16 protein-coding genes are annotated in these 18,800 nt (G+C 75.0%); 3 read left to right on the top strand and 13 right to left on the bottom strand.

What is annotated here, in order from left to right:
* Positions 1-91 precede the first annotated feature (91 nt).
* From BX266_RS07250 to BX266_RS07240, 3 genes are all read right to left on the bottom strand, one after another.
* The gene (locus BX266_RS07250; RefSeq protein ID WP_259464593.1) at positions 92-1,339 is read right to left on the bottom strand and encodes a serpin family protein; all 1,248 of its coding nucleotides are present in this window, start codon (positions 1,337-1,339) and stop codon (positions 92-94) included.
* Positions 1,340-1,409: 70 nt separating this feature from the next.
* Positions 1,410-2,363, bottom strand: a complete 954-nt coding sequence (gene mmuM / locus BX266_RS07245) for a homocysteine S-methyltransferase (RefSeq protein ID WP_099898075.1) — start codon at positions 2,361-2,363, stop codon at positions 1,410-1,412.
* A gap of 108 nt (positions 2,364-2,471) precedes the next feature.
* A complete protein-coding gene (locus BX266_RS07240; protein WP_099898074.1) occupies positions 2,472-2,972 on the bottom strand; it encodes a carboxymuconolactone decarboxylase family protein in 501 nt (166 codons plus the stop codon).
* Between the two features lie 336 nt (positions 2,973-3,308).
* Between BX266_RS07240 and BX266_RS07235 the strand changes: the two genes are divergently transcribed.
* On the top strand, positions 3,309-3,848 hold the full coding sequence (locus BX266_RS07235; protein ID WP_099898073.1) for an EF-hand domain-containing protein: 540 nt from the start codon (positions 3,309-3,311) through the stop codon (positions 3,846-3,848).
* A 118-nt stretch (positions 3,849-3,966) separates the two neighbouring features.
* Here the strand turns inward: BX266_RS07235 and BX266_RS07230 are convergent, their stop codons facing one another.
* The 6 genes from BX266_RS07230 to BX266_RS07205 form a co-directional block, all read right to left on the bottom strand.
* Positions 3,967-4,374, bottom strand: coding sequence for a DUF6917 domain-containing protein (locus BX266_RS07230; protein WP_099898072.1), 408 nt, complete (start codon positions 4,372-4,374; stop codon positions 3,967-3,969).
* A 38-nt stretch (positions 4,375-4,412) separates the two neighbouring features.
* Positions 4,413-5,312, bottom strand: a complete 900-nt coding sequence (locus BX266_RS07225) for a Gfo/Idh/MocA family protein (RefSeq protein WP_259464592.1) — start codon at positions 5,310-5,312, stop codon at positions 4,413-4,415.
* A 206-nt stretch (positions 5,313-5,518) separates the two neighbouring features.
* Positions 5,519-6,661, bottom strand: coding sequence for an Ldh family oxidoreductase (locus tag BX266_RS07220; protein ID WP_099898071.1), 1,143 nt, complete (start codon positions 6,659-6,661; stop codon positions 5,519-5,521).
* 99 nt (positions 6,662-6,760) lie between these two features.
* Positions 6,761-8,020, bottom strand: a complete 1,260-nt coding sequence (locus BX266_RS07215; RefSeq protein WP_259464591.1) for a M20/M25/M40 family metallo-hydrolase — start codon at positions 8,018-8,020, stop codon at positions 6,761-6,763.
* Positions 8,021-8,288: 268 nt separating this feature from the next.
* Complete coding sequence (locus tag BX266_RS07210; protein WP_218969236.1) at positions 8,289-9,269, bottom strand: sugar phosphate isomerase/epimerase; 981 nt, start codon at positions 9,267-9,269, stop codon at positions 8,289-8,291.
* A 95-nt stretch (positions 9,270-9,364) separates the two neighbouring features.
* Positions 9,365-10,450, bottom strand: coding sequence for an oxidoreductase (locus tag BX266_RS07205; RefSeq protein ID WP_143686880.1), 1,086 nt, complete (start codon positions 10,448-10,450; stop codon positions 9,365-9,367).
* Between the two features lie 309 nt (positions 10,451-10,759).
* On the opposite strand from BX266_RS07205, the gene BX266_RS07200 reads away from it, so the two are divergent.
* Together BX266_RS07200 and BX266_RS07195 are read left to right on the top strand one after the other, a co-directional pair.
* On the top strand, positions 10,760-11,944 hold the full coding sequence (locus BX266_RS07200; RefSeq protein ID WP_099898067.1) for a DegT/DnrJ/EryC1/StrS aminotransferase family protein: 1,185 nt from the start codon (positions 10,760-10,762) through the stop codon (positions 11,942-11,944).
* Entirely contained in the window at positions 11,941-13,089 is a 1,149-nt protein-coding gene (locus BX266_RS07195) for a DegT/DnrJ/EryC1/StrS aminotransferase family protein (RefSeq protein WP_099898066.1), read from the top strand. The genes BX266_RS07200 and BX266_RS07195 overlap by 4 nt, the downstream gene beginning before the upstream one ends.
* A gap of 57 nt (positions 13,090-13,146) precedes the next feature.
* On the opposite strand, the gene BX266_RS07190 is transcribed toward BX266_RS07195, so the two are convergent.
* From BX266_RS07190 to BX266_RS07175, 4 genes are all read right to left on the bottom strand, one after another.
* Positions 13,147-14,667: a class I adenylate-forming enzyme family protein gene (locus BX266_RS07190; protein ID WP_259464590.1), complete on the bottom strand. Its 1,521-nt coding sequence runs from the start codon at positions 14,665-14,667 to the stop codon at positions 13,147-13,149.
* A gap of 191 nt (positions 14,668-14,858) precedes the next feature.
* On the bottom strand, positions 14,859-16,436 hold the full coding sequence (locus BX266_RS07185) for a CoA transferase (RefSeq protein ID WP_259464589.1): 1,578 nt from the start codon (positions 16,434-16,436) through the stop codon (positions 14,859-14,861).
* Positions 16,433-17,257 carry a class I SAM-dependent methyltransferase gene (locus BX266_RS07180; RefSeq protein WP_259464588.1) on the bottom strand — a complete coding sequence of 275 codons (825 nt, stop codon included), beginning with the start codon at positions 17,255-17,257 and terminating at the stop codon, positions 16,433-16,435. Before BX266_RS07180 ends, BX266_RS07185 begins: the two co-directional genes overlap by 4 nt.
* On the bottom strand, positions 17,254-18,678 hold the full coding sequence (locus BX266_RS07175; protein WP_099898064.1) for an NAD(P)/FAD-dependent oxidoreductase: 1,425 nt from the start codon (positions 18,676-18,678) through the stop codon (positions 17,254-17,256). The genes BX266_RS07180 and BX266_RS07175 overlap by 4 nt, the downstream gene beginning before the upstream one ends.
* Positions 18,679-18,800: the final 122 nt, after the last annotated feature.

Here is an 18,800-nt window from a genome sequence, read left to right as displayed (position 1 = left end):
AGCCCGCCACGTACTGGCAGAACCGACGAAAGCGCCGCGCGAGCGGGGACCGACGCTGGACGATCCACAACCGGCCGCCCGCGCCCGCGCCTCAGCCGCCGGGCTCCGCCACCCACCCCGCCAGCAGGACCAGGCCCGATGCGCGGTGGACCGCCAGGAACGCGAACGGCCGGTCGAAGCGGGCCGCCGCCCTGCGGACGCGGAACTGCGGCGGCCGGAACGCCGCGCCGCCGCGCCGCATCGCCACCACCGTGACCGCGCCGCCCTCGAACCCCTCCGCCGAGAACTCCGCCGTCGCCGACTGCCGCGCCGCGGAGACCCGCAGCGGAGTGTCCCGGCTGATGCCCCGGAAGTACTCGCCCGGCCCGGACGCCGTCCGCAGCCCGAACAGCCCGGCCGTCCCCAGCAGGTCGTGCGACGCGGCCACCCGGAACCCGACCGTCGTCAACTCGCCCGTGTCGTGCGGTGCCGCCGAGTCCACCGACTCCACCACCAGCCCAGGCCAGCCCGCCGCGCCGTCCGCCAGCCCCGCCATCGGCACCCGCCGCGCCGCGCCCGAGACCAGCTCGAACCCGGCCGCCACCACCGCACCCGGCCCGGCCTCCGGCCCGCCGAGCACCAGATGGACGTCCACCTCGCCCGCACCCGCCACCCGGACCTCCGTCACCGGGCCCACCGAGCTCTCCGCCACCGCGAACCGCTCGTACAGCGCGGCACCCGTCGCCGTCAGCAGCGGCAACTCCCGCCCCGCCCAAGGGCCTTCGCGCCCCACGGCCCGGTGATCCACGAACCGCCGCTCCCACTTGGTGCGCACCGTCAGCGCCGAGGCCAGCACCAGCAGCACCTTGTCGAGCGACTCCAGAGGCATGGTCGGGATCAGCCCTCCGGTCTCCTCGTCCGCCCAACGGTCCAGTGCCGCACGGTCCTTGATCGGGTCGCCGGTCAGCGCGCCCCACCGCACCGGGCCCAACTGCTCCACCCAAGCGGCCTCCGCCCCGAGCCCGTCCGCCGTCCACAGGCCGAGCGCCGCGCCGCAGCCGGGCACCTGCCGGACCCGGGCCAGCAACTCCCGTGCCAGCGCGGGCGCCTGCTCCACCGGCACCCCGAGCGCCGCCGCCAACTCCGCCCGCACCGCCGGATCGTGCGTACCCGCCCCCAGCGCCGCCAGCAGCGGCCAGACCCCGAGGGCCGTCCACACCTGCCCGGCGCCGAACGCCAACGCCCTTCCCCAGCGCGCCCCGAGCGCGTTCACCAGATCCACCGCCGGCACCGGCGCGGACGCCGCCGACCGCACCCCACTGCCACCACGGCGCTCGAACTGCGCATCGCTCAGACCCACCGACGACTCCTCCCCGGGACGAAGCTCCCATCCTCCCGGCCCGGCAAGCCCGCCCGCCACCCGCGGCGTCCTACCGGTCCGCCCCGACCAGGGCCGCGAGTTCCGCGATCTGCCCCGGACCGACCCGGCAGCACCCGCCGACCAGCCGCGCACCCGCGGCCACCCAGCCGGACACCCGGCCCGGATCGAAGGTCGCCTCGCCCCGCCAGTCCCGGGCCGCCGCGTCCCAGCCCTCCCCGCTGTTCGGGTACGCCACCCCCGGGCGGCCGGTCACCTCCACCGCCAGCGCGACCGCCGCCGCCACCTCCTGCGGCGCACAGCAGTTGACGCCGACCGCCACCACCTCCGGCACGTCCGACACCAGCGCGAACGCCTCCGAGAGCGGCTCACCGCCCCGGGTCAGACCCCCCGCCGCGCCGAACGAGAACCACACCGGCAGGCCCAACCCCCGGACGCAGTCCGCCAGGACGGACGCCTCCAGCAGATCCGGCACCGTCTCCACCGCCAGCACGTCCGGCCCCGCCGCGGCCAGCGCCTCCAGCCGCGGGCGATGGAACTCCGTCAACTCCGAGGCCGACAGGCCGTAATGACCCCGGTACTCGGAGCCGTCCGCCAGCACCGCCCCGTACGGGCCCACCGAGGCCGCCACCCAGCGCGAGTTCCCGTCGCCCAGCTCCGCCGCCGCCTCCTCGGCCGCCAGCCGCGCCAACTCCACACTCAGCACCAGCAGCCGGTCCGCCTTCGCCGCCGCCACCCCGCGGGTGGCGAAACCCGGCCGGCTCGCCTGGTAGCTCGCCGCGGTGGCGACCTGCGCTCCCGCCTCGAAGTACGCCCGGTGCGCCGCCACCACCTGCCGCGGCTCGTCCAGCAGCAGCCGGGCCGACCACAGCGCGTCCGACAGATCGCAGCCCTGGTCGGCCAGTTGATTGGACAGCCCGCCGTCCAGCACCAGCGGCCCCGCCGCCAGCGCCGCCCCGAACGGGCCGCCGGAACCGGCGGACCCGTCCTCGAACTCCGTAGCCATCCCTCCAGCCTGCACCCGCGCCCCGCCGGACGCGAACCGGAACCGCCGGGCGCGAAGCGAGAGGGCCGGACGCGAACCGGAACCGCCGAGCCGCCCGGCGCGAGCCGGTCAGACCAGCGCGTCCGGCACCGGACGCGAGGTGACCGCGATCCGGTTGTAGGTGTTCACCACCGTCGCCGCCCAGGCCACGAACGCCGCCTCCGGCTCCGACAGCACCGCGCGCGCCGCCCGGTGCGCCTCCGCGCCCTCCCGCCGGTCCGCGAGCCGGGTCACCGCCTCGGCCAGCGCCAGCGCGGCCCGCTCCCGCGCGGTGAACAGCCCGGACTCCCGCCACACCACCAACTGGGCCAGCCGGTCGTCCAGTTCGCCGGCCTTCCGGGCGGCGGCGGTGTGCAGGTCCACGCAGTACACGCAGCCGTTCAGCTGGGAGCAGCGCAGCCGCACCAGCTCCAGCAGCAGCGGCTCCACCCCCGCGGCCGAGGCCGCCTGCTCGACGGCGCCGTGCAGCGCGTGCACGGCGGCGAACGCCTGCGGGGCGAGCTCGATCAGCGGCAGCGGCGCGAGCGCGCCGGCCGGGTGCGAGGACGAAGCGGATCGGGTCTCGGTCATTCGCCGAGCGTAAACGCCCGCCGGGACCGGGCGGTCGCCGAATCCGCCCTGCTCACCCGCTTGGTAAGCCGTCGGCGAAACCGTTGACCGGGTCCCCAATCCGTGGCTCGGAGCGTGCAGTTCAAGGGGCGTCCGGCTGACCGGTCGTCAACCTGGTGCGCCGGTCACTCGGTTGGCCGTACGTGGGCGATCCGTTGCGCTCCGTGGCGGTAATGTGACGTTCCGTTGCCGCGCCGACCGTGCGACGGCTCCCCGTAAGCCCCGTCGGGCGCCATCCGCCGGCCCTGTCCCTGGACCGGTCCCCGCCCGCACCAGACCCACACTGGAGAATCCGCGATGACCACTTCCGTGCAGCTCGACCGTGCCCAGAAGCGCTTCGACCTCTGGGACGTGAACGGCGACGGCCAGATCGACCGCTCCGACTGGCAGGCCGAGGCCCAGCGCATCCTGCAGGCCTTCGGCGAGGCCCCGGTCTCTCCGGCCGGCCGCGCGCTGACCGAGGCCTACCTCGGCATGTGGAGCTTCTTCGCCGACAAGGCCGGCATCGACGAGCAGGACGGCGCGCTCACCCCCGAGCAGTTCAACCACATCGCCGAGGAGCACATCCTGGAGAACGGCGGCGCCGGCTTCGGTCGCGTCGTCAAGCCGACCATCCAGGCCATGGTCGAGCTGGTCGACGTGGACGGCGACGGCCAGGTCAACCCGGCCGAGTTCAAGACCTGGCTGGACGCGATCGGCGTCTCCAGCGTCGAGCCCGCCGAGGCCTTCCGCCAGATCGACGCCAACGGCGACGGCCAGCTGTCCGTGGAGGAGCTGGTCCAGGCCGTCCGCGCCTACCACCTCGGCGACATCGACGTCCCGCTGCTCGGCCGCTGAGCCCTGCCGAACGGCTGACGCCCTGAGGGCCCGGAACGGGGAAGGCGCCCCCCGCTCCGGGCCCTGCCGTCGCTCCGGGCCGGCGCTCCGAGGCCCGTCGGGCGGACCGCGCCGGGCGCTAGAACTCCTCCACCGGGACGAACCGCACCGGCAGCTCCGGTCGCAGGTCCAGCTTCTCGCCGGTCAGCAGATCGTCGGCCGCGATCAGCACGTTGTAGTGGTTGGGGAAGTGGCAGGCGTCGAAGCCCAGCACCGTGCCCACCCGGTGCTCGCCGACGAACACCTCGTCACCCCGGTCCAGCACCCCCGCCACCGCGATCTCCGCGAACCCCAGGAACCCGACCCGGTCGATCCGCGACCCCGCCGCGGCCTCCCGCTGATCCGTCGTCACCAACTCGTGCACCTCACCGGCCCGCACGCACCGGCTGGCGAACGGCTCCAGGCTCATCCCGCGCTCCGTCCGGCTGTGCACCAGCACCTTCACCAGCGTGCCCGTCACCGTCCGCTTCGGCCCGTTCTCGCGCACCCTCGACTCCGTCCTCGACCCCTGCCCCGACTGCCGGATCACCCGCGCACCGCCGCCCGCTCGGCCCGGTACGCCGCCTCGACCACCCGCAGCGCATCCACCCCGTCCGGCCCCCGGTCCGGTCGTACCGGACGGGCGTCGCCGCGCACCAGGGCGGCGAACTCGCCGACGATGCCCTCGTACTCGTGCCACAGCGACTGCTTGAACCCGTCGTGCCCGGCCAGCAGGTCCGCCCGCAGCACCGACCCGTCCGCCAGCTCCACCGTCACGTCCTTCAGTTCACCCCGGTACGCCCAGTCCAACTCGATCCGGCCGCGCACCCCGCCCGTCCCCGAAAGCTCCAGCACCGCGGACCGGTCCACGCCCCCGGCGTCCCGCACCACCGCCGCCGCGTCCACGCCCATCGGGCCCGCCAGCAACCGCACCAGGTCGTACGCGTTCGGGCCGTTGTCCGCGACGCATCCGCCGCCGCACCGCTCCGGATCCAAGTACCAGCGGTCCCGCCCGACGTGTTCCTCGATCAACTCGAAGTACCGCGCCGTCACCGACCGCACCGGCGCCACACCCTCCAGGTCCCGGCACAGCTCCAGCACCGCCGCGTTGTAGCGCCGGTGGAACGCCGTGAACAGCGGCACCCGCCGCTCGACCGCCAACGCGGCCAACTCCGCCCCCTCCGCCGCCCGCAACGCCAACGGCTTCTCCACGCACACCGGCAGCCCGGCCCGCAACGCATCCCGGCAGATCGCCAGATGCAAGTCGTTCGGAACCGTCACCACCACCGCATCGAGGCCACCCGCCGCCAGCATCTCCCGATGACCCTCGAAACACGCCACCCGCCCCCGGTGGCGCTCCAGCACCTCCGCATCCCGGTCGCACACCGCCGCCAACCGCAGCCCCGCGACCCGCTCCAACGCCGCCAGGTAGAACCGCGAGATCACCCCCAACCCCACGACCCCGAACCGCAATTCGCGCCCCACCAGACCCTCGCCTGCCCTCCGGACGGGCCCCGGCCGGCCCTCTCCCGGGTCGTCTCCACCCGCCGATCCCCCCTGCCGCTCCGTCGGCTCCGGCCGGAACGGCCGTCCGTCCCGCGGTTCGCCCGGTGCTGTCGGGGCCCCCGGGGCTTCGGTCGTCTCCCGCTCACTCATCGTGTGGCCTCCACCGAGACCGGCCGAATCCCGAACTGCTGGGCGACTGCGTCGAGTTCGGTGATGAGCGACGCGGCCAGCGGCACACCGTCGCGACGCGACTCCGCCGTCCGGCGGGCCTCGTGCCAGCCCGGATAGGCGACCTGACTCCCCGAACTCCCGCCTGCCGGTGGGCAGTCCAGCACCGTGCCGAACAGTGTCCGGGCGTCCAGCGTCACCTGTTCGGCGTCGCGGAGCGTCGCCGGGGCGATCGCCAGCGCGAAGACGCCGATGTCGTCGTCCCGTCCGGACGGCCCGCCGTCGCCGGCCAGTGCAGCCGGCTCGGGGCCGAGGCCCGCGCCCGGAAGGAGCGCGGCGAGGACCTCGACCATCAGGCCCAGCCCGAAGCCCTTGAACTCGCCGCCCGCACCCGCGCCGAGCCAGAGCAGGTGCGCCTCACCGCGGTCGAACGCGCCGGGATCCGTCACCGGCCGCCCGTCCTCGTCGGCGAGCCAGCCCTCCGGGACGGGGCGCCCGGCCCGTTCGGCCGCGCGGACCCGGCCGGTCGGGACCGCCGTGGTGCTCATGTCGAGCACGTACGGCGGCAGTTCACCCGCGGGCGCGGCGACGCTCCACGGATTGGTGCCGAGCAGGGCGACCGCGCCGCCCGGCGGACGGGCGATCCGCTGGCGACCGCAGTTCGAGGCGAGCAACCCGATCATTCCGCGGCCGGTGACCTTCGCGGCATGGTGCCCCGCGCACCCGAAGTGGGTGGCGCGCCGGACGGACACCAGCCCGATCCCGTACCGCTCGGCACGATCCGCCGCCAACTCCATGGCCGCTCCGGCCTGCCACAGCCCGAGCGCGTTCCCCGCGTCCACCAGGACGGCGGCCCCGCGATCAGCCAGCACCACCGGCTCCGCGAGCGGGTCGGCGCGGCCCTCCGCCAGAAGCGGCAGGTACAACCGGGACAGGTTCGCCAGGCCGTGCGAGTCCATCCCGGCGGCGTCGCCGTAGCAGAGCGCCTCCGCCGCCACGGCGGCCCGCTCGGCCGGCAGTCGGTGGGCGACGAACACCTCGGTGGTGAACCGGAGCAGATCGTCGTACGGAACCCGGACGGTGCCGGCAGCAGCGGTGGGCGCGGACGCCACAGTGGTCACGAGGGTGTGCCTCCAGACAGGACGAACAGGTCAACAGGGCATTGGTGTGGCCTCGGCGACGGGTCTCAGCGGTGGGGCTCAGCGGGGCCCAGTGGGGGCTCAGCGGTGGGCGAAGGCCACCAGCAGGCGGGCCACCATCGAGGCGAAGCCGTCGAGTTGGGCGAGCTCGGCGAACTCGCCCACCGCGTGCGCCCGGTTGGCACCGAGCTCGCCCGGCCCGAGCACCACGGTGAACGCGCCCGGCAGGTCAGCAGCCCAGATCGCGTCGCAGGTGAACGCCGGTTCCGCGTCCGGGAACCGGGGGATTCCGGCCTGCTGCTCCAGCAACTCCTCGAACTCAGGATGCCGGTTGTCCAGGACCGGAAGGTCGCGCTTCAGCCAGTCCAGGCGGGTGATCCGCGCGCAGTCGGCGGCCGTCCGGGCGAACTCCGGCAGCTCGCCGAACTCCCGCTCGAACGCGACCAGTCCGGACCGGACCGCCGCCTCCACCGCGGCCTGCGTGCGCCGCCCCGAACCGGCGTCCCGGTACGGCAGGTTGAGCAGCAGTTCGCCGCTCCCGTAGACCCGGTTGTGCAACGGCCCGGTGCCCACCCCGGCCACGCAGACCGGGTCGCGCGGCCCCGACCGGCTCCCCAACTCCCGCGCCAGGTACTGGGCGAGGTACCCGAGCAGAACGGTGGCGTTGTGGCCTTCGCCGGGGCAGTCGTCGATCGCGTCCTCGCCGCGCACCCGCAGGCGGGCGGTCGCGGCGGCGGTCGCCCGTGGCAGGTAGCGCAGGCCGGTCGGCTCGCAGAACACGTTCAGCGCGCCGACGTACCCGGCCGCCACCAGCGGACGGGTGCCGAACACGCCCATCGCGCCGCCTTCTTCGCCGGACACCGCCTGCACCAGCACCGCGACCTCGCGCCCGACCCGGGGCTCCGCCGCCACCGCCGCCCGCACCCCCGCCAACAGGGCCACCGCCGGGCCCTTCGCATCGATCGCGCCCCGCCCCGTGAACCGGTGCCCGTCGAACCCGACCGGCTCCGCCCCGGCGACGGTGTCCAGGTGCACGTTGAACATCACCGTTGCCGCCCGCGGCAGTTCGGGCCCCAGCCGCAGCACGCTGCTCGGCTGACAGCCCAGGAACCCGGGTGCCCTCGCCGCCTCCCGCACCGTCAACGGCACCCCATCCCGGTCGAGTTCGGTCGCCACCGGCACACCCCGATGCACCTCGTCGAACCCGAGCCGGCCCGCCGCCCGCGCGAACACGTCCAACGCCTCGGACAACCCCGGCAACGGCCCACCGGGGCCGGTCTCCAACGGCCCCGCAGTGGGCAACCGCAGCAGCTCCACCAGCAACTCCCGCTCCTCACCCACCAGCCGAGCCCCAACCAGCCCCCCCACCTGCCGCGGAACCGACCACGCAGCGGCAGCCTCGGACACAGCCGCAGGCGCACGTGGGGCCCCCGTCGTGGTCCATTCCTCGCGTGCAGGCCCGGCGCCGGCCGTTGCGTCGCGCGGAGCCGCAGCAGCAGCCATGGCCCCGGCCGTAGTCGAAGCCTCCGCAGCAGGTGTGGCACCGCTTGCAGCCCCAGCCCCAGCCCCAGCCCCTGCCGCAGCCCGCGCAGCCGCGGTCACGCTGTTGTCACCGGTCACCGTGCACCGCCTCGTCGATCCTCGCGTTCAGCGGCAGGTGGTCGAAGCCCGACTCCCAGCCCGGCTCGCGCTCGGGCGGCGGTGGCGGCACCGGGCCGATCAGCCCGCCCGTGGCGAGGCTCCAACCAGGGACGGCCGGGAGTACCTCGCGTTCCACCAGGGCTGTCAGGGCGCGGCCGGCGGCCACGAAGCCGCTCTCGGTCGCCCCGTCCGCGAACCGGCCGTCGTGCGGCCGGGCGGCGAGGTGCGGTTCGAGCGACCAGGTGCCGCTCCACCCGGCCGCCGTGAGCAGCCGCAGGCTCTCGGCGAGCCGGGCTTCGCCCTGACCCGGCAGGACGTACTCGGTGCCCTCGTCGGCGGTCACCGCGTCCTTGATGTGCACGTGTTCGACCTGGTCGATGACCTGGCGCAGCAGCTCGAAGGCGTCGTAGCCGTGCGGGACCCCGTTGCCGGCGTCGAACAGCAGGCGCAGCGCGGGGTGGTCCACCGAGGCGAGCAGGTCGAGGGTGCGTTCGGCGGAGGTGCCGGCCCAGCCGCTGCAGTTCTCGTGCAGCACGGTCATCCCCTGGGCGTCCGCCTCCTCGGCCAGGATGCGCATTCGCTGCAGCACCAGTCGGCGCCAATCGGCGTCCGGCAGGCCCGCGTTGGGGTAGGACATCACCCGGATCCGCTGGGTGCCGAGCAGCGTCCCGCAGACGGCGAGGCGGGACAGTTCCCGCAGGTCCCGGTCGAAGTCGTCGGCGATGCTGCTGGACCAGTTGCCGATCCGCGAGGCGAGGCCGCTCACCCGGACGCGGCGGGCGGCGAGCGTCTCGCCGAGCTCGCGCACCTGCAGCACCGGCAGGTCGGCGATCCACACGCCGTCGACGGTACGCAGCTCCAGCTCGTCCCACCCGAGTCGGTCCAGCGCGTCGAGCTGCCCGGCGAGGTCGGGCGCCGCCTCGTCCCCGATCCCGCCGAACCGGACCACCGGCCGACCTCGAAGGCCCTGAAGGCCCTGAAGGCTCTGAAGGCTCTGAAGACCCGGAAGGTCCGGACGGTCCGGGCCGAGATCCGCCCCACCGCTCATCGGACGCCCACCGTCCACCGCGGTCCTCGCGCCTGCGCGCCCCCGGCCCGGTCGTTCCGGGCCTGGGCGTCGCGCGCCTGCGCGGCCATCGTCTTGGCGCGGTCCAGCAGCCGCACCACCTGCGTGTTGACGGCCAGTTCGGGATGCGGCTCGCCGGCCGTGCCGGGGGTCGTCGCGGCGAAGTAGTAGCCGTAGGTGCGGTGCAGGAAGGTGCCGAGCGCGTCGTCGTGCAGCAGCTCGGTGTGTTCGCCCTCCTGGTCGATGACGGTCAGTCGGGCGTAGGCGTCGGCCTCGCTGCCGGGGAAGTGGCCGATCAGCGTGCCGTGCGCGAGCTCCAGGGTGATCCGGCGCTCGCGGACGGGGGAGGTGAGGTCGGAGCGGATCCGGGTCCACGCCCCGGTCTCGTGCTGCAGGTTGAGCCAGGCGGTGCCGAGCCGGGGGAGGACCCGGTCGCCGACCACCATGTCGGTGCTGCCCGCGGCCGTCACCTCACCCGGTCCGGCCAGGGCCAGGCAGAGCCCGAGCGAGTGCGGCAGTTCGATGTCGAAGGCGGTGGGGTGGCCGTCCCCGGCCAGTGAGCGGGAGAACCGCGGCTTGCGCTGGACGACGTGGATGGTGCGCAGCGGCCCGAGGGCGCCGTCGGCCAGCGCGACGCGCAGCCGGTCGGTGAGCGGGCTGCCGAGCCACTGGGCGACCACCACCAGGTCGAGCCGGTGGCGCTCGCGGAGGGCGAGCAGTTCGTCCAGGCCGCGGGCGTCGGCGGCTACCGGCTTCTCCAGCAGGACGCGCCGGTAGCCGAGCCGCCCGAGCGTGTCGAGGGCGGCGGCCCGCTCGGTGGGCGGGGTGCACAGGTGGACCACGGTGCGGGCCGGGTCGTGCAGCCGGGGTGCCTCGGCGAGCGTGGTGGGGCGCAGGTCGGGGGCGGCCGCGGGGCGGCGGTGCGGGTCGACGGCGAGCATCGGGGCGGCCGCGAACAGGTGCGCGGAGTCGGACGCCGAGCGCAGGCGGCGCAGCACCGGCAGGTGGAGTCCGTGTCCGGCCCGCCCCATTCCGACGAGTAAGGTTCCGAGGCCGTTCGACATGCTGAGCCGTCCTTCCGTCCACGCCGCGGAGATGTGCATCGTCCGGTATTCAATCAGCACTTCGGGAGCGATCCGATCGGGCGTCAAATTGCTTACCGGGAGTGCCATTCGAAGGAGTGAACCAGTGTGCGGACGGTGCTGGACGGCCGGTCGGGCGGCATAGGTTCGGCGGGGTGCATCCCGGCATGACCGGCCTTCCGGAATTCTCGAGGACGGATGGAAAACGCTTACCCGTTCGTTCCGGGGGGATCCGGAATCGGAAGCCCCCGCAATCGGTCCATGAAATCCGTACAAGCTGATGAGAGTTCTATGGGCGCCACTTCCGCCACCGCTGCTGCCCCGGCCCGCGTCCCCTTCTTCACCCAGGCCGCGAGCTTCGAATCCCTCTGGCCCACCACCAGGCGCCACCTCGATCAACTGATGGACCGCGGGAAGTTCTCGCACGGCCCCAAGGTCGCCGAGCTGGAAACCGTCCTCGCCGCCTGGACCGGGGCCCGCCACGTCATCGGCGTCAACAGCGGCACCGACGCCCTGGTGCTGCTGCTGCGGGCCGCCGGCCTGCGACCCGGCGACGAGGTGATCGTCCCCGCCTACACCTTCGTCGCCTCCGCCACCTCGGTGGTGCTGGCCGGGGGCCGGCCGGTCTTCGCGGACATCGACCCGGTCAGCTACAGCCTCGACCCGGCGAGCGTCGAGGCCGTCCGCACCGACCGCACCCGGATGGTGATGCCGGTCCACCTGTTCCACCAACTCGCCGACCTGCGCGCCCTGCTGGAGGTCGCCGACCGCCACGCCCTGACCGTCGTCGAGGACAGCGCCGAGGCCTTCGGCATGCGCTGGGACGGCGTCCACGCCGGACTGCACGGGGCCGGCGGCGTGCTCTCGTTCTTCCCCACCAAGACCCTCGGCGCGATCGGCGACGCGGGCGCCGTCCTCACCGACGACCCGGCCGTCGCCGACGCGGTCGCCGCGATGCGCCACCACGGCCGCACCGGCCCCACCGTCGACGACTTCCCGACCATCAACCGGCCCACCGAACTGCTCGGCACCAACAGCAAGATGGACGACATCCAGGCCGCCGTCCTGCTCGCCAAGCTCGACCGCGCCGACCAGGACATCGCCCGCCGCGCCGAACTCGCCGCCGGCTACACCGAACGCCTCACCGGCACCCCCGGGCTCACCCTGCCGACCGTCCTCCCGCGCACCGCCGCCACCAACCCGGTCTGGTACGTGTACCTGATCGAGTCCGACCACCGCGACGGACTCGCCGAGCACCTCGCCCGGCACGGCGTGCAGACCGAGACCTACTACCCGACGCCGCTGCACCTCCAGCCCTGCTTCGCCGAACTCGGCCACCGCCGCGGTGAGTTCCCACACGCCGAAGCCGCCTGCGAACGCGCCCTCGCACTGCCGCTCTACCCCGACCTCGCCGACCACCACCTGGACCTGGTCGCCGACCTGGTCCGCGGCTTCCAGCAGGGAAAGCACCGATGACCACCACCACCGCGATGATCCCGTTCTTCCCGCCCGACCTCTTCGAGGACGACCGCGACCTGCTCCTCGACGCCGTCCACGAGGTCGCCACCGACCCCGTGCAGAAGTTCATCCTCGGCGAGCGCACCGCCCGCTTCGAGGACCTGCTGCGCACCGACCTCGACACCGAGGACGTCATCGCCTGCGGCAGCGGCACCACCGCCCTCAGCCTGATCCTGCGCGCCATGGGCATCACCGCGGGCGACGAGGTGATCGTCCCCGCGTTCGGCTGCGCACCGCTCGCCAACACCGTCCTCGGCGTCGGCGCCACCCCGGTGTTCGCCGACATCGACCCGCACACCCTGGTCATCGACCCCGAGGCGGCCGAGGCGCTGATCACCCCCCGCACCAAGGCGCTGATGCCCGCCCACATGTTCTCCGTGATGGCCGACATGCCCCGCCTGCGCGCCCTCGCGGACCGCCACGGGCTCCGCCTGATCGAGGACTCCGCGGTCGCCCAGGGCGCCGTCCTGGACGGCCGCCCCGCCGGGACCTGGGGCGACGCCGGCGTGTTCTCCTTCGTCCAGGTGAAGTCGTTCGGCGGACCGGGCGAGGGCGGCGTCGTGGTCACCGGGGACCCCGAACTCGCCCGCACCGTCCGGATGCTGCGCAACCACGGGCAGGACGGCGCGCACCGCTTCCGGCACCACCTGATCGGCCTGAACAGCCGCTTCGACGAAGTCCTCGCCGCGTTCCAGCTCCGCCGCCACCCCGGCCTGGCCCGCCGCCTGGCCCGCCGCGCCGAGATCGCCGCCCACTACACCGACCGGTTCACCCCGCTCGCCGCCGAGGGTGTCACGCCGCCCCCGCCCGGAACCAACGGCCGCTGCTACTACGTGTACACGCTGCTCGCCGAGCGCCGCGACGAGCTGAAGCGGCACCTCGCCGCGCACGGCGCCGACAGCCACGTCTACTATCCGCAGGCGCTGCCCCACCAGCCGGCCTTCGCCCCGGCGGCCCGCCCCGGCGGCAGCTGGCCGAACGCCGAACGGGCCGCCCGGCAGTGCCTGTCGCTGCCCGTCTACCCGCACCTGACGGATGCCCAGGTCGAGCGGGTCACCGAAGCCGTCCTCGGCTTCGCCGCCGCGCCCGCCCCCGTCGCCTGACCGGCCGCCGCCGCCCTCCCTGCCCCGACCCGGGAGTGCGGCGGCGGTCAGCCCCATTCAGCCCGCCGTCACCACGTCTGTCTGCCGCAGCGCCGTTGCGGCCAGCTCTGCCAGCACCCGCCGATCGGGTTTGCCCGACGGCCCGAGCGGCAGCCGCTCCAGCAGCACCAGACGCTCCGGCCACTTGTACCGCTCCAGTTCGCACGACTCCTGGAGGAACAGCGTCAGTTCGGCCAACTGCAGCCCGTCCCCGCGCGGAACGGCGCAGACGCACATCCGCTCCCCGAGGTCCGGGTCCGGCACCGCCACGCACACCGCCTCCAGCACCCCCGGATGGCCCTCCAGCAGACGCTCCACCTCCGCCGAACTGATCGACACCCCGCCGCGGTTCACCATCTGCTTGATCCGCGCCAGCACCCGCAGCGACCCGTCCGCCTCCAGCACCCCCCGGTCCCCGGAGCGCACCCACCCGCCGTCCACCCGCAGCCGCGCGTCCAACTCCGGTGCGCCGACGTGGCACAGCGGGCTCATCGGCCCGAGCGCCTGCACCTCGCCCGCCACCCCGACCGGCACCGGTCGCCCGTCCGGCCCGCACACCCGGACCTCCGCCACCCCCGGATCCGGCCGGCCCACCCGCAGCACGTCCCCGTCCGGATCCGTCCACCGCGCATGGCAGTTCAGTCCGTCGCTGGCCCCGTACACGTTCACCACCGGACGCCCGAACCGCCGCAGCGCCGCACCCAGCACCGCCGAGGACAGCATCGCCGAGCTCGACACCACCGCCTGCAACGAGGACAGGTCCTCGCCCGGCAGGGGCGGTTGCTCGGCCATACGGCGCAGCATGGTCGGCACCGCCGCCAGGTGCGTCGGCCGCCACCGTCCGACCGCCGCCAGCGCGTCCACCGGGTCGAACCGCTCCCGCAGCACCACCGTCGCCCCGCACCGCACCAGCGCCACCACCGCCAGCGAGCCGTACGCGGTCGCCGGACTCACCAGCAGCAGCAGCCGCGGCGGCGCCCCGTCCGCCGTCGCCAACACCCGCTCCGCGTACCGGCCCCGGCCGCCCGCCAGCGCATTGTGCGAGTACGCGATCAGCTTCGGCACCGCCTCCGACCCCGAGGACACCAGGATCCGGGCCGGCGCCTCCGCGTCCACCACCGCCGGCCGCCACTCCGGCCGCTCGGGCCACGGCTCCGCGTCCAGCACCACCACCTCCCGCAGGTGCGGCAGTTCGGGCCGCAGCCCGTCCACCTCTGCCTTCCCGTCCGGCACCGTGACCACCGCGTCCGCCCGCGAGGCCCCCCACAGGGCCAGCAGGTCCCGCCGCCCGTGCCCAGGCACGCACGGCAGCACCACCGCCCCCAGCGCTGCCACCGCCAGATCCACCGCCGGCGCCCGCCAGTCGGCCGGGACCTTCACCCCGACCACCGATCCCGACCGGACCCCCCGAGCCGCCAGGCCCGCAGCCAAGCCCCGCACTCGGCGCGCCAGTTCGGCGAACGACAGCTCTCCGCCGTCGTCCACCACCGCGACCCGCTCCCCGTCCGCGGCCACCCGCTCGACGAACAGCTCGTACAAGCCGCGCCCCGGACACCACCCCTCCGCCACCCAACGCCGCCGCAAGTCCGCGTCCACCCGGTCCGGGAACTCCACCCCGGACACCGACACCCACACCACAACCACCACTCCCGTCCCGCACCGTTCCGTCCGACCACACCACTCCGAGACCCCGCGCCGATCAGGGCCCGTACCGACCGGGCCCGGGCCGATCACCAGGACCGGAACTCCCAGGGCGGGCGGACGATCGCGCACCCGTCCAGCTCGAACGCCGCAGCCAGCCGGGGATCGGCCGCCAGCGCCGCCAGATCCGTGCACACCTCCACCCCGTCACTGCGCCCACCCGTCACGCCGGCCGCCCCGCACAGCAGCCGCGCCGCCGACAGCAGCGAGGACTCCACCCGCTGCGCCCGCCCGGTCCGCGCCCGGGCCGCCAGACCGGCCGCCGCGCCGGCCGCGCAGACCAGGCCGCCCAGCACGTCACAGACCGTCAGCAGGGTGGGGCGCGGCACCCCGCCCTCGGGCGCCAGCAGCGCGGCGAGGCCGGAGTGCGCCTGCACCGGGAAGTCGGTGGTCAGCCCCGGTGCACCGCCGGAGGCCTGGACGTACACCAGACCCGGGTGGAGCGCGGCCACCGTCTCCGGGTCCAGGCCCAGTCCGCCCACCTTGGCCGGGGCGAGGCTGTGCAGCAGCACGTCCGCGCCGTGCAGCAACTCCCGCACCGCCGAACGCCCTTCCGGACTGCGCAGGTCGGCCTCCAGCACCTCCTTGCCGCGGTTCAGCGCCGCGAACCGCGCCGACACCGCCACCCCGCCCACCACCGCCACCGGCGGGACGCCGCGCAGCGGATCGCCGCCCACCGGCTCCACCCGCACCACGCGTGCTCCGAGCAGACTCAACACCCGTCCCGCCAGCGGACCTTGGACCCTCCGCGCGATCTCCACCACCGTGACTCCGGCCAGCGGACCGGCGCCGTCCCGACCCGCAGCCTCCACCACCGCCACCGGATCGCCCGCCCGAAGCCGCCACGGCACCCCGCCCGCCACCGGCGGCCGCGCCACCGCGACCGTCACGCCGACCCCGGCCTCCGCGGCGGCATGTACCACCCGCCGGTACGTCACCACCCGCGCCGCCGCGAACAGTTCGTCCGGCAGCGGGCAGGTCGCCGTCCCGTACCGGGACTGGAACGGCAGCCAGGACCGGCCGACCGAGCGCCGCTCGACGCCCAACAGGCCCCAGAACCGCAGCCAGCCGTCGGCCTCCAACGCCTCCAGCTCGAACCAGACCCCGTCCGCCGACCGGAACGGCGGCCCGCCCACCCCGTCCGGCTCGGCGCACGACTCGTCGGCGGCCGTCGCCGCCGCCAAGTACTGCGACAGCCCGAGCAGCGCCGCCTGCGCGACCGACACCTCCACCGCCCGGTACCCAGCCCCCAACTGGCGCGCCCGCAACGCCGCGAGCGTGCCCGTGGCAGCCAGCACCCCCGCCGCCACGGACGCGAAATCCGCCCTCAGCGGCGTCGGCGCCCCGTACCGGCGACCGTGCACCTGCATCACCCCACAGGCCGCCTGGACATCCGCCTCGCTCCGCAGCGCCAGCTCCAACGGCCCCGACCAGGACACCCGGCAGGTCAACTCGTGCTCGACATGCAGCAGTCCGCCGGTCGCGGTGGTCGCCGCCCCGGCCGACCGCAGCAGACCGGCCGCAACTCCGGTCGCCACCACCGGCCAGGCCCGCGCCCCGGCCAACTCGGGCGCGCCACGCGGCGCGACGGACGTCGAACCCGTCACGGCCGGCGCCCGTGCACCGCGTAGACCACGTTCGAGCACGCCAGGAAGCCCGGATCACCCGCGAACAGGGCGCGCAGGCGCGCCAGTTCGTCCTCGGTCAGGCCCTCGCGCAGCAGCGCCTCCCGCAGGTGCCGGGTGTTGTGCACCTGCATCTCCAGCTGCGGCGTGCCGGGGGCGAGGGTGTCCAGGTGCACCGCCGCCCCGACACCGGTGAACCCGGCGCGGACCAGCGCGGCGGCGCACTCCCGCCCCCAGCCCTGGTGCGAGCCCCGGGCCCGGAACGCCCGCAGCTTGGCCTGCTGGTACCGCTCGTACAACTCCCGGGCCGCCTCGTCCGGCGCCGCCAGGACCGGAGCGTACTCCGCGTCGAACTCCAGCAGGTGCAGCACGCCACCCGGGCGCAGTGCCGCGAACAGCCGGGCCAACACCGCGTCCCGCTCCGGCAGATGGGACAGCACCAGCCGCACGTGCACCAGGTCGAACGCGCCCTCGGGCAGCGGATCGCGCACCACGTCGTGCTGCCGCACCGTCAACCCGGGCCGCTCCGGCACCCGCAGCGGCACCAGGTCGGTCGCCAGCACCGAACCCCCGGGAGCGACCTGCTCCGCCAGCCAGACGGCGATGCTTCCCGCCCCCGCACCCACGTCCAGGCACCGCATCCCCGGCCGCACCCCGGCCCGGAGCAGCCCGCCGATGCTGATCGGGTCCAGCCAGGCCGCCAGACACCGGTGCTGACCGGCGGCGTGCGCACTGCCGTTGTCGAACAGGTACGCCCCCGCCCCCGCGACGCCGGCGCCCGCCTCCACCTCGGCCACGCTCACCGGGCGGTCTCCGCACCACCCGGTGCCGCGGGAAGCCCGCCCGCCGCCGCACCACCCCGGGCCGCCGGAAGCAGGCCCGCCCCCGCCGCGTGCGCGAGCACCCGGCCGGCCGCCAACTTGCCCGAGCGGACGGCGCCTTCGCTGCTCGGCCGGAGCATCACCCAGTCCCCGGCGTACTCCACCGCCCGGGTCGGCCGGTCCAGGAACGCGGCCCGCTCCCGCACCGCGGCCGGAGCGCCCTGCGGAAGGCCGAGCGGGAAGCGGTGCACCAGCGTCCGGACGGTGGCCGCCCGCAGGCCGGGGAGGAAGCGCTCGGCCTCGGTGCACAGCGTCTCGACGATCCGCCCGTCGGGCTCCGCCAGCAGCTCGGGGGAGATCCACGGCGAGGCGAAGACGCTCACCAGACCGCGCCCCTCGGGGGCACGCCCCTCCGCCTTGAGGTGATCGAGGATCACACCGGTGCACACCCGGCTCTCACCCACCGGCACGGACATCGCGTAACTGGGGGAGCGGGTCGGGCTCGGCAGCGGCCGGTCCAGCAGGCAGGCCACCTTCAGCATCGGGGTGTAGGTGCTCGCCGCCAGGTACGGGCGCGCCTCCGCCGCGACATCGCCCTGCAGGGCCAGCGCCACCGGTGCGGGCACCGCCAGTACCGCCTGCCGGGCCCGCACCACCCGGCCGTCACCGAACTCCAGCCGCACCCCGCCTCCGGCCGGCTCCTCCCGGACGCCGATGACCCGGGCGCCCAGCTGCACGGTCAGCCGCTCGGCCAGCCGCCGGGCCAGCGTGTCCATCCCGTCCCGGTACGTCATCCAGCGCGCCCCGGCCCCGCCGACCGACAGCAGCGTGGCCACCATCGGTGCGACCGCCGAGGTCTCCGGCCGCCAGCCGAAACAGTGGCTGGAAAGCGGTTGCAGCATGGCCGCCAGCAGTTCCTGTCGTCCGCGCGAGCCGTCGCAGTACTGCCGCAGCGTCAGGTCGCCACTGGGCGCGGTCTCCGGCCGGTCCGGGTCGAAGCCGCGCCAGGCCGTGGCCAGCTCGGCGGTGAACCGCAGCCACGCCCACCGGCCGCGCAGCGACAGGCCCGCGCCGGTCAACAGGCCCTTGGGGTGGCCGAGATGGGCGTGCGCCCGGCCGCGCCGCCAGAGCGCGAAGCCGGGCTCGACCACCGGCACCTCCGACGGCGGCACGCCCACCGCCCGGATCAGCTCCCAGGTCGCCTCGTACCCGGCGCCCGCGATGGTCTCCGCACCCTCGTCCAGCAGGTACCCGTCCACCCGGCTGGACGCCATCCGTCCGCCGACCCGGTCCGCGTCCTCGAAGACCCGCACCTCGCGCCCGGCCGCCGCCAGGTGGTGTGCCGCGGACAGCCCCGCGATCCCCGCACCGACCACCGCGACGTCCACCTCGTCCACTCCCACGCCCACTCCTCCTCGCACCCTGACGACCCGTCAACCCGCCCGTCACGCCCTACCGCACCGTCGACCGCCGGGCTCGCCCCGGCGGCCCGGTCACCCCGACCGCCTGACGCGTCCACTGCCCG

This window comes from Streptomyces sp. TLI_171 (assembly GCF_003610255.1).
Taxonomy (GTDB): Bacteria; Actinomycetota; Actinomycetes; order Streptomycetales; family Streptomycetaceae; genus Kitasatospora.
The sequence above is the reverse complement of the archived record's forward strand: the minus strand, read 5'-3'. Positions and strand labels throughout refer to the sequence as shown.

What these genes read in the sequence shown, in the direction of transcription:
- BX266_RS07205 (WP_143686880.1), bottom strand. Translation starts at nt 10,450, where the DNA reads ATGTCGAACGGCCTCGGAACCTTACTCGTCGGAATGGGGCGGGCCGGA.
- BX266_RS07235 (WP_099898073.1), top strand. Translation starts at nt 3,309, where the DNA reads ATGACCACTTCCGTGCAGCTCGACCGTGCCCAGAAGCGCTTCGACCTC.
- BX266_RS07200 (WP_099898067.1), top strand. Translation starts at nt 10,760, where the DNA reads ATGGGCGCCACTTCCGCCACCGCTGCTGCCCCGGCCCGCGTCCCCTTC.
- BX266_RS07195 (WP_099898066.1), top strand. Translation starts at nt 11,941, where the DNA reads ATGACCACCACCACCGCGATGATCCCGTTCTTCCCGCCCGACCTCTTC.
- mmuM (WP_099898075.1), bottom strand. Translation starts at nt 2,363, where the DNA reads ATGGCTACGGAGTTCGAGGACGGGTCCGCCGGTTCCGGCGGCCCGTTC.
- BX266_RS07240 (WP_099898074.1), bottom strand. Translation starts at nt 2,972, where the DNA reads ATGACCGAGACCCGATCCGCTTCGTCCTCGCACCCGGCCGGCGCGCTC.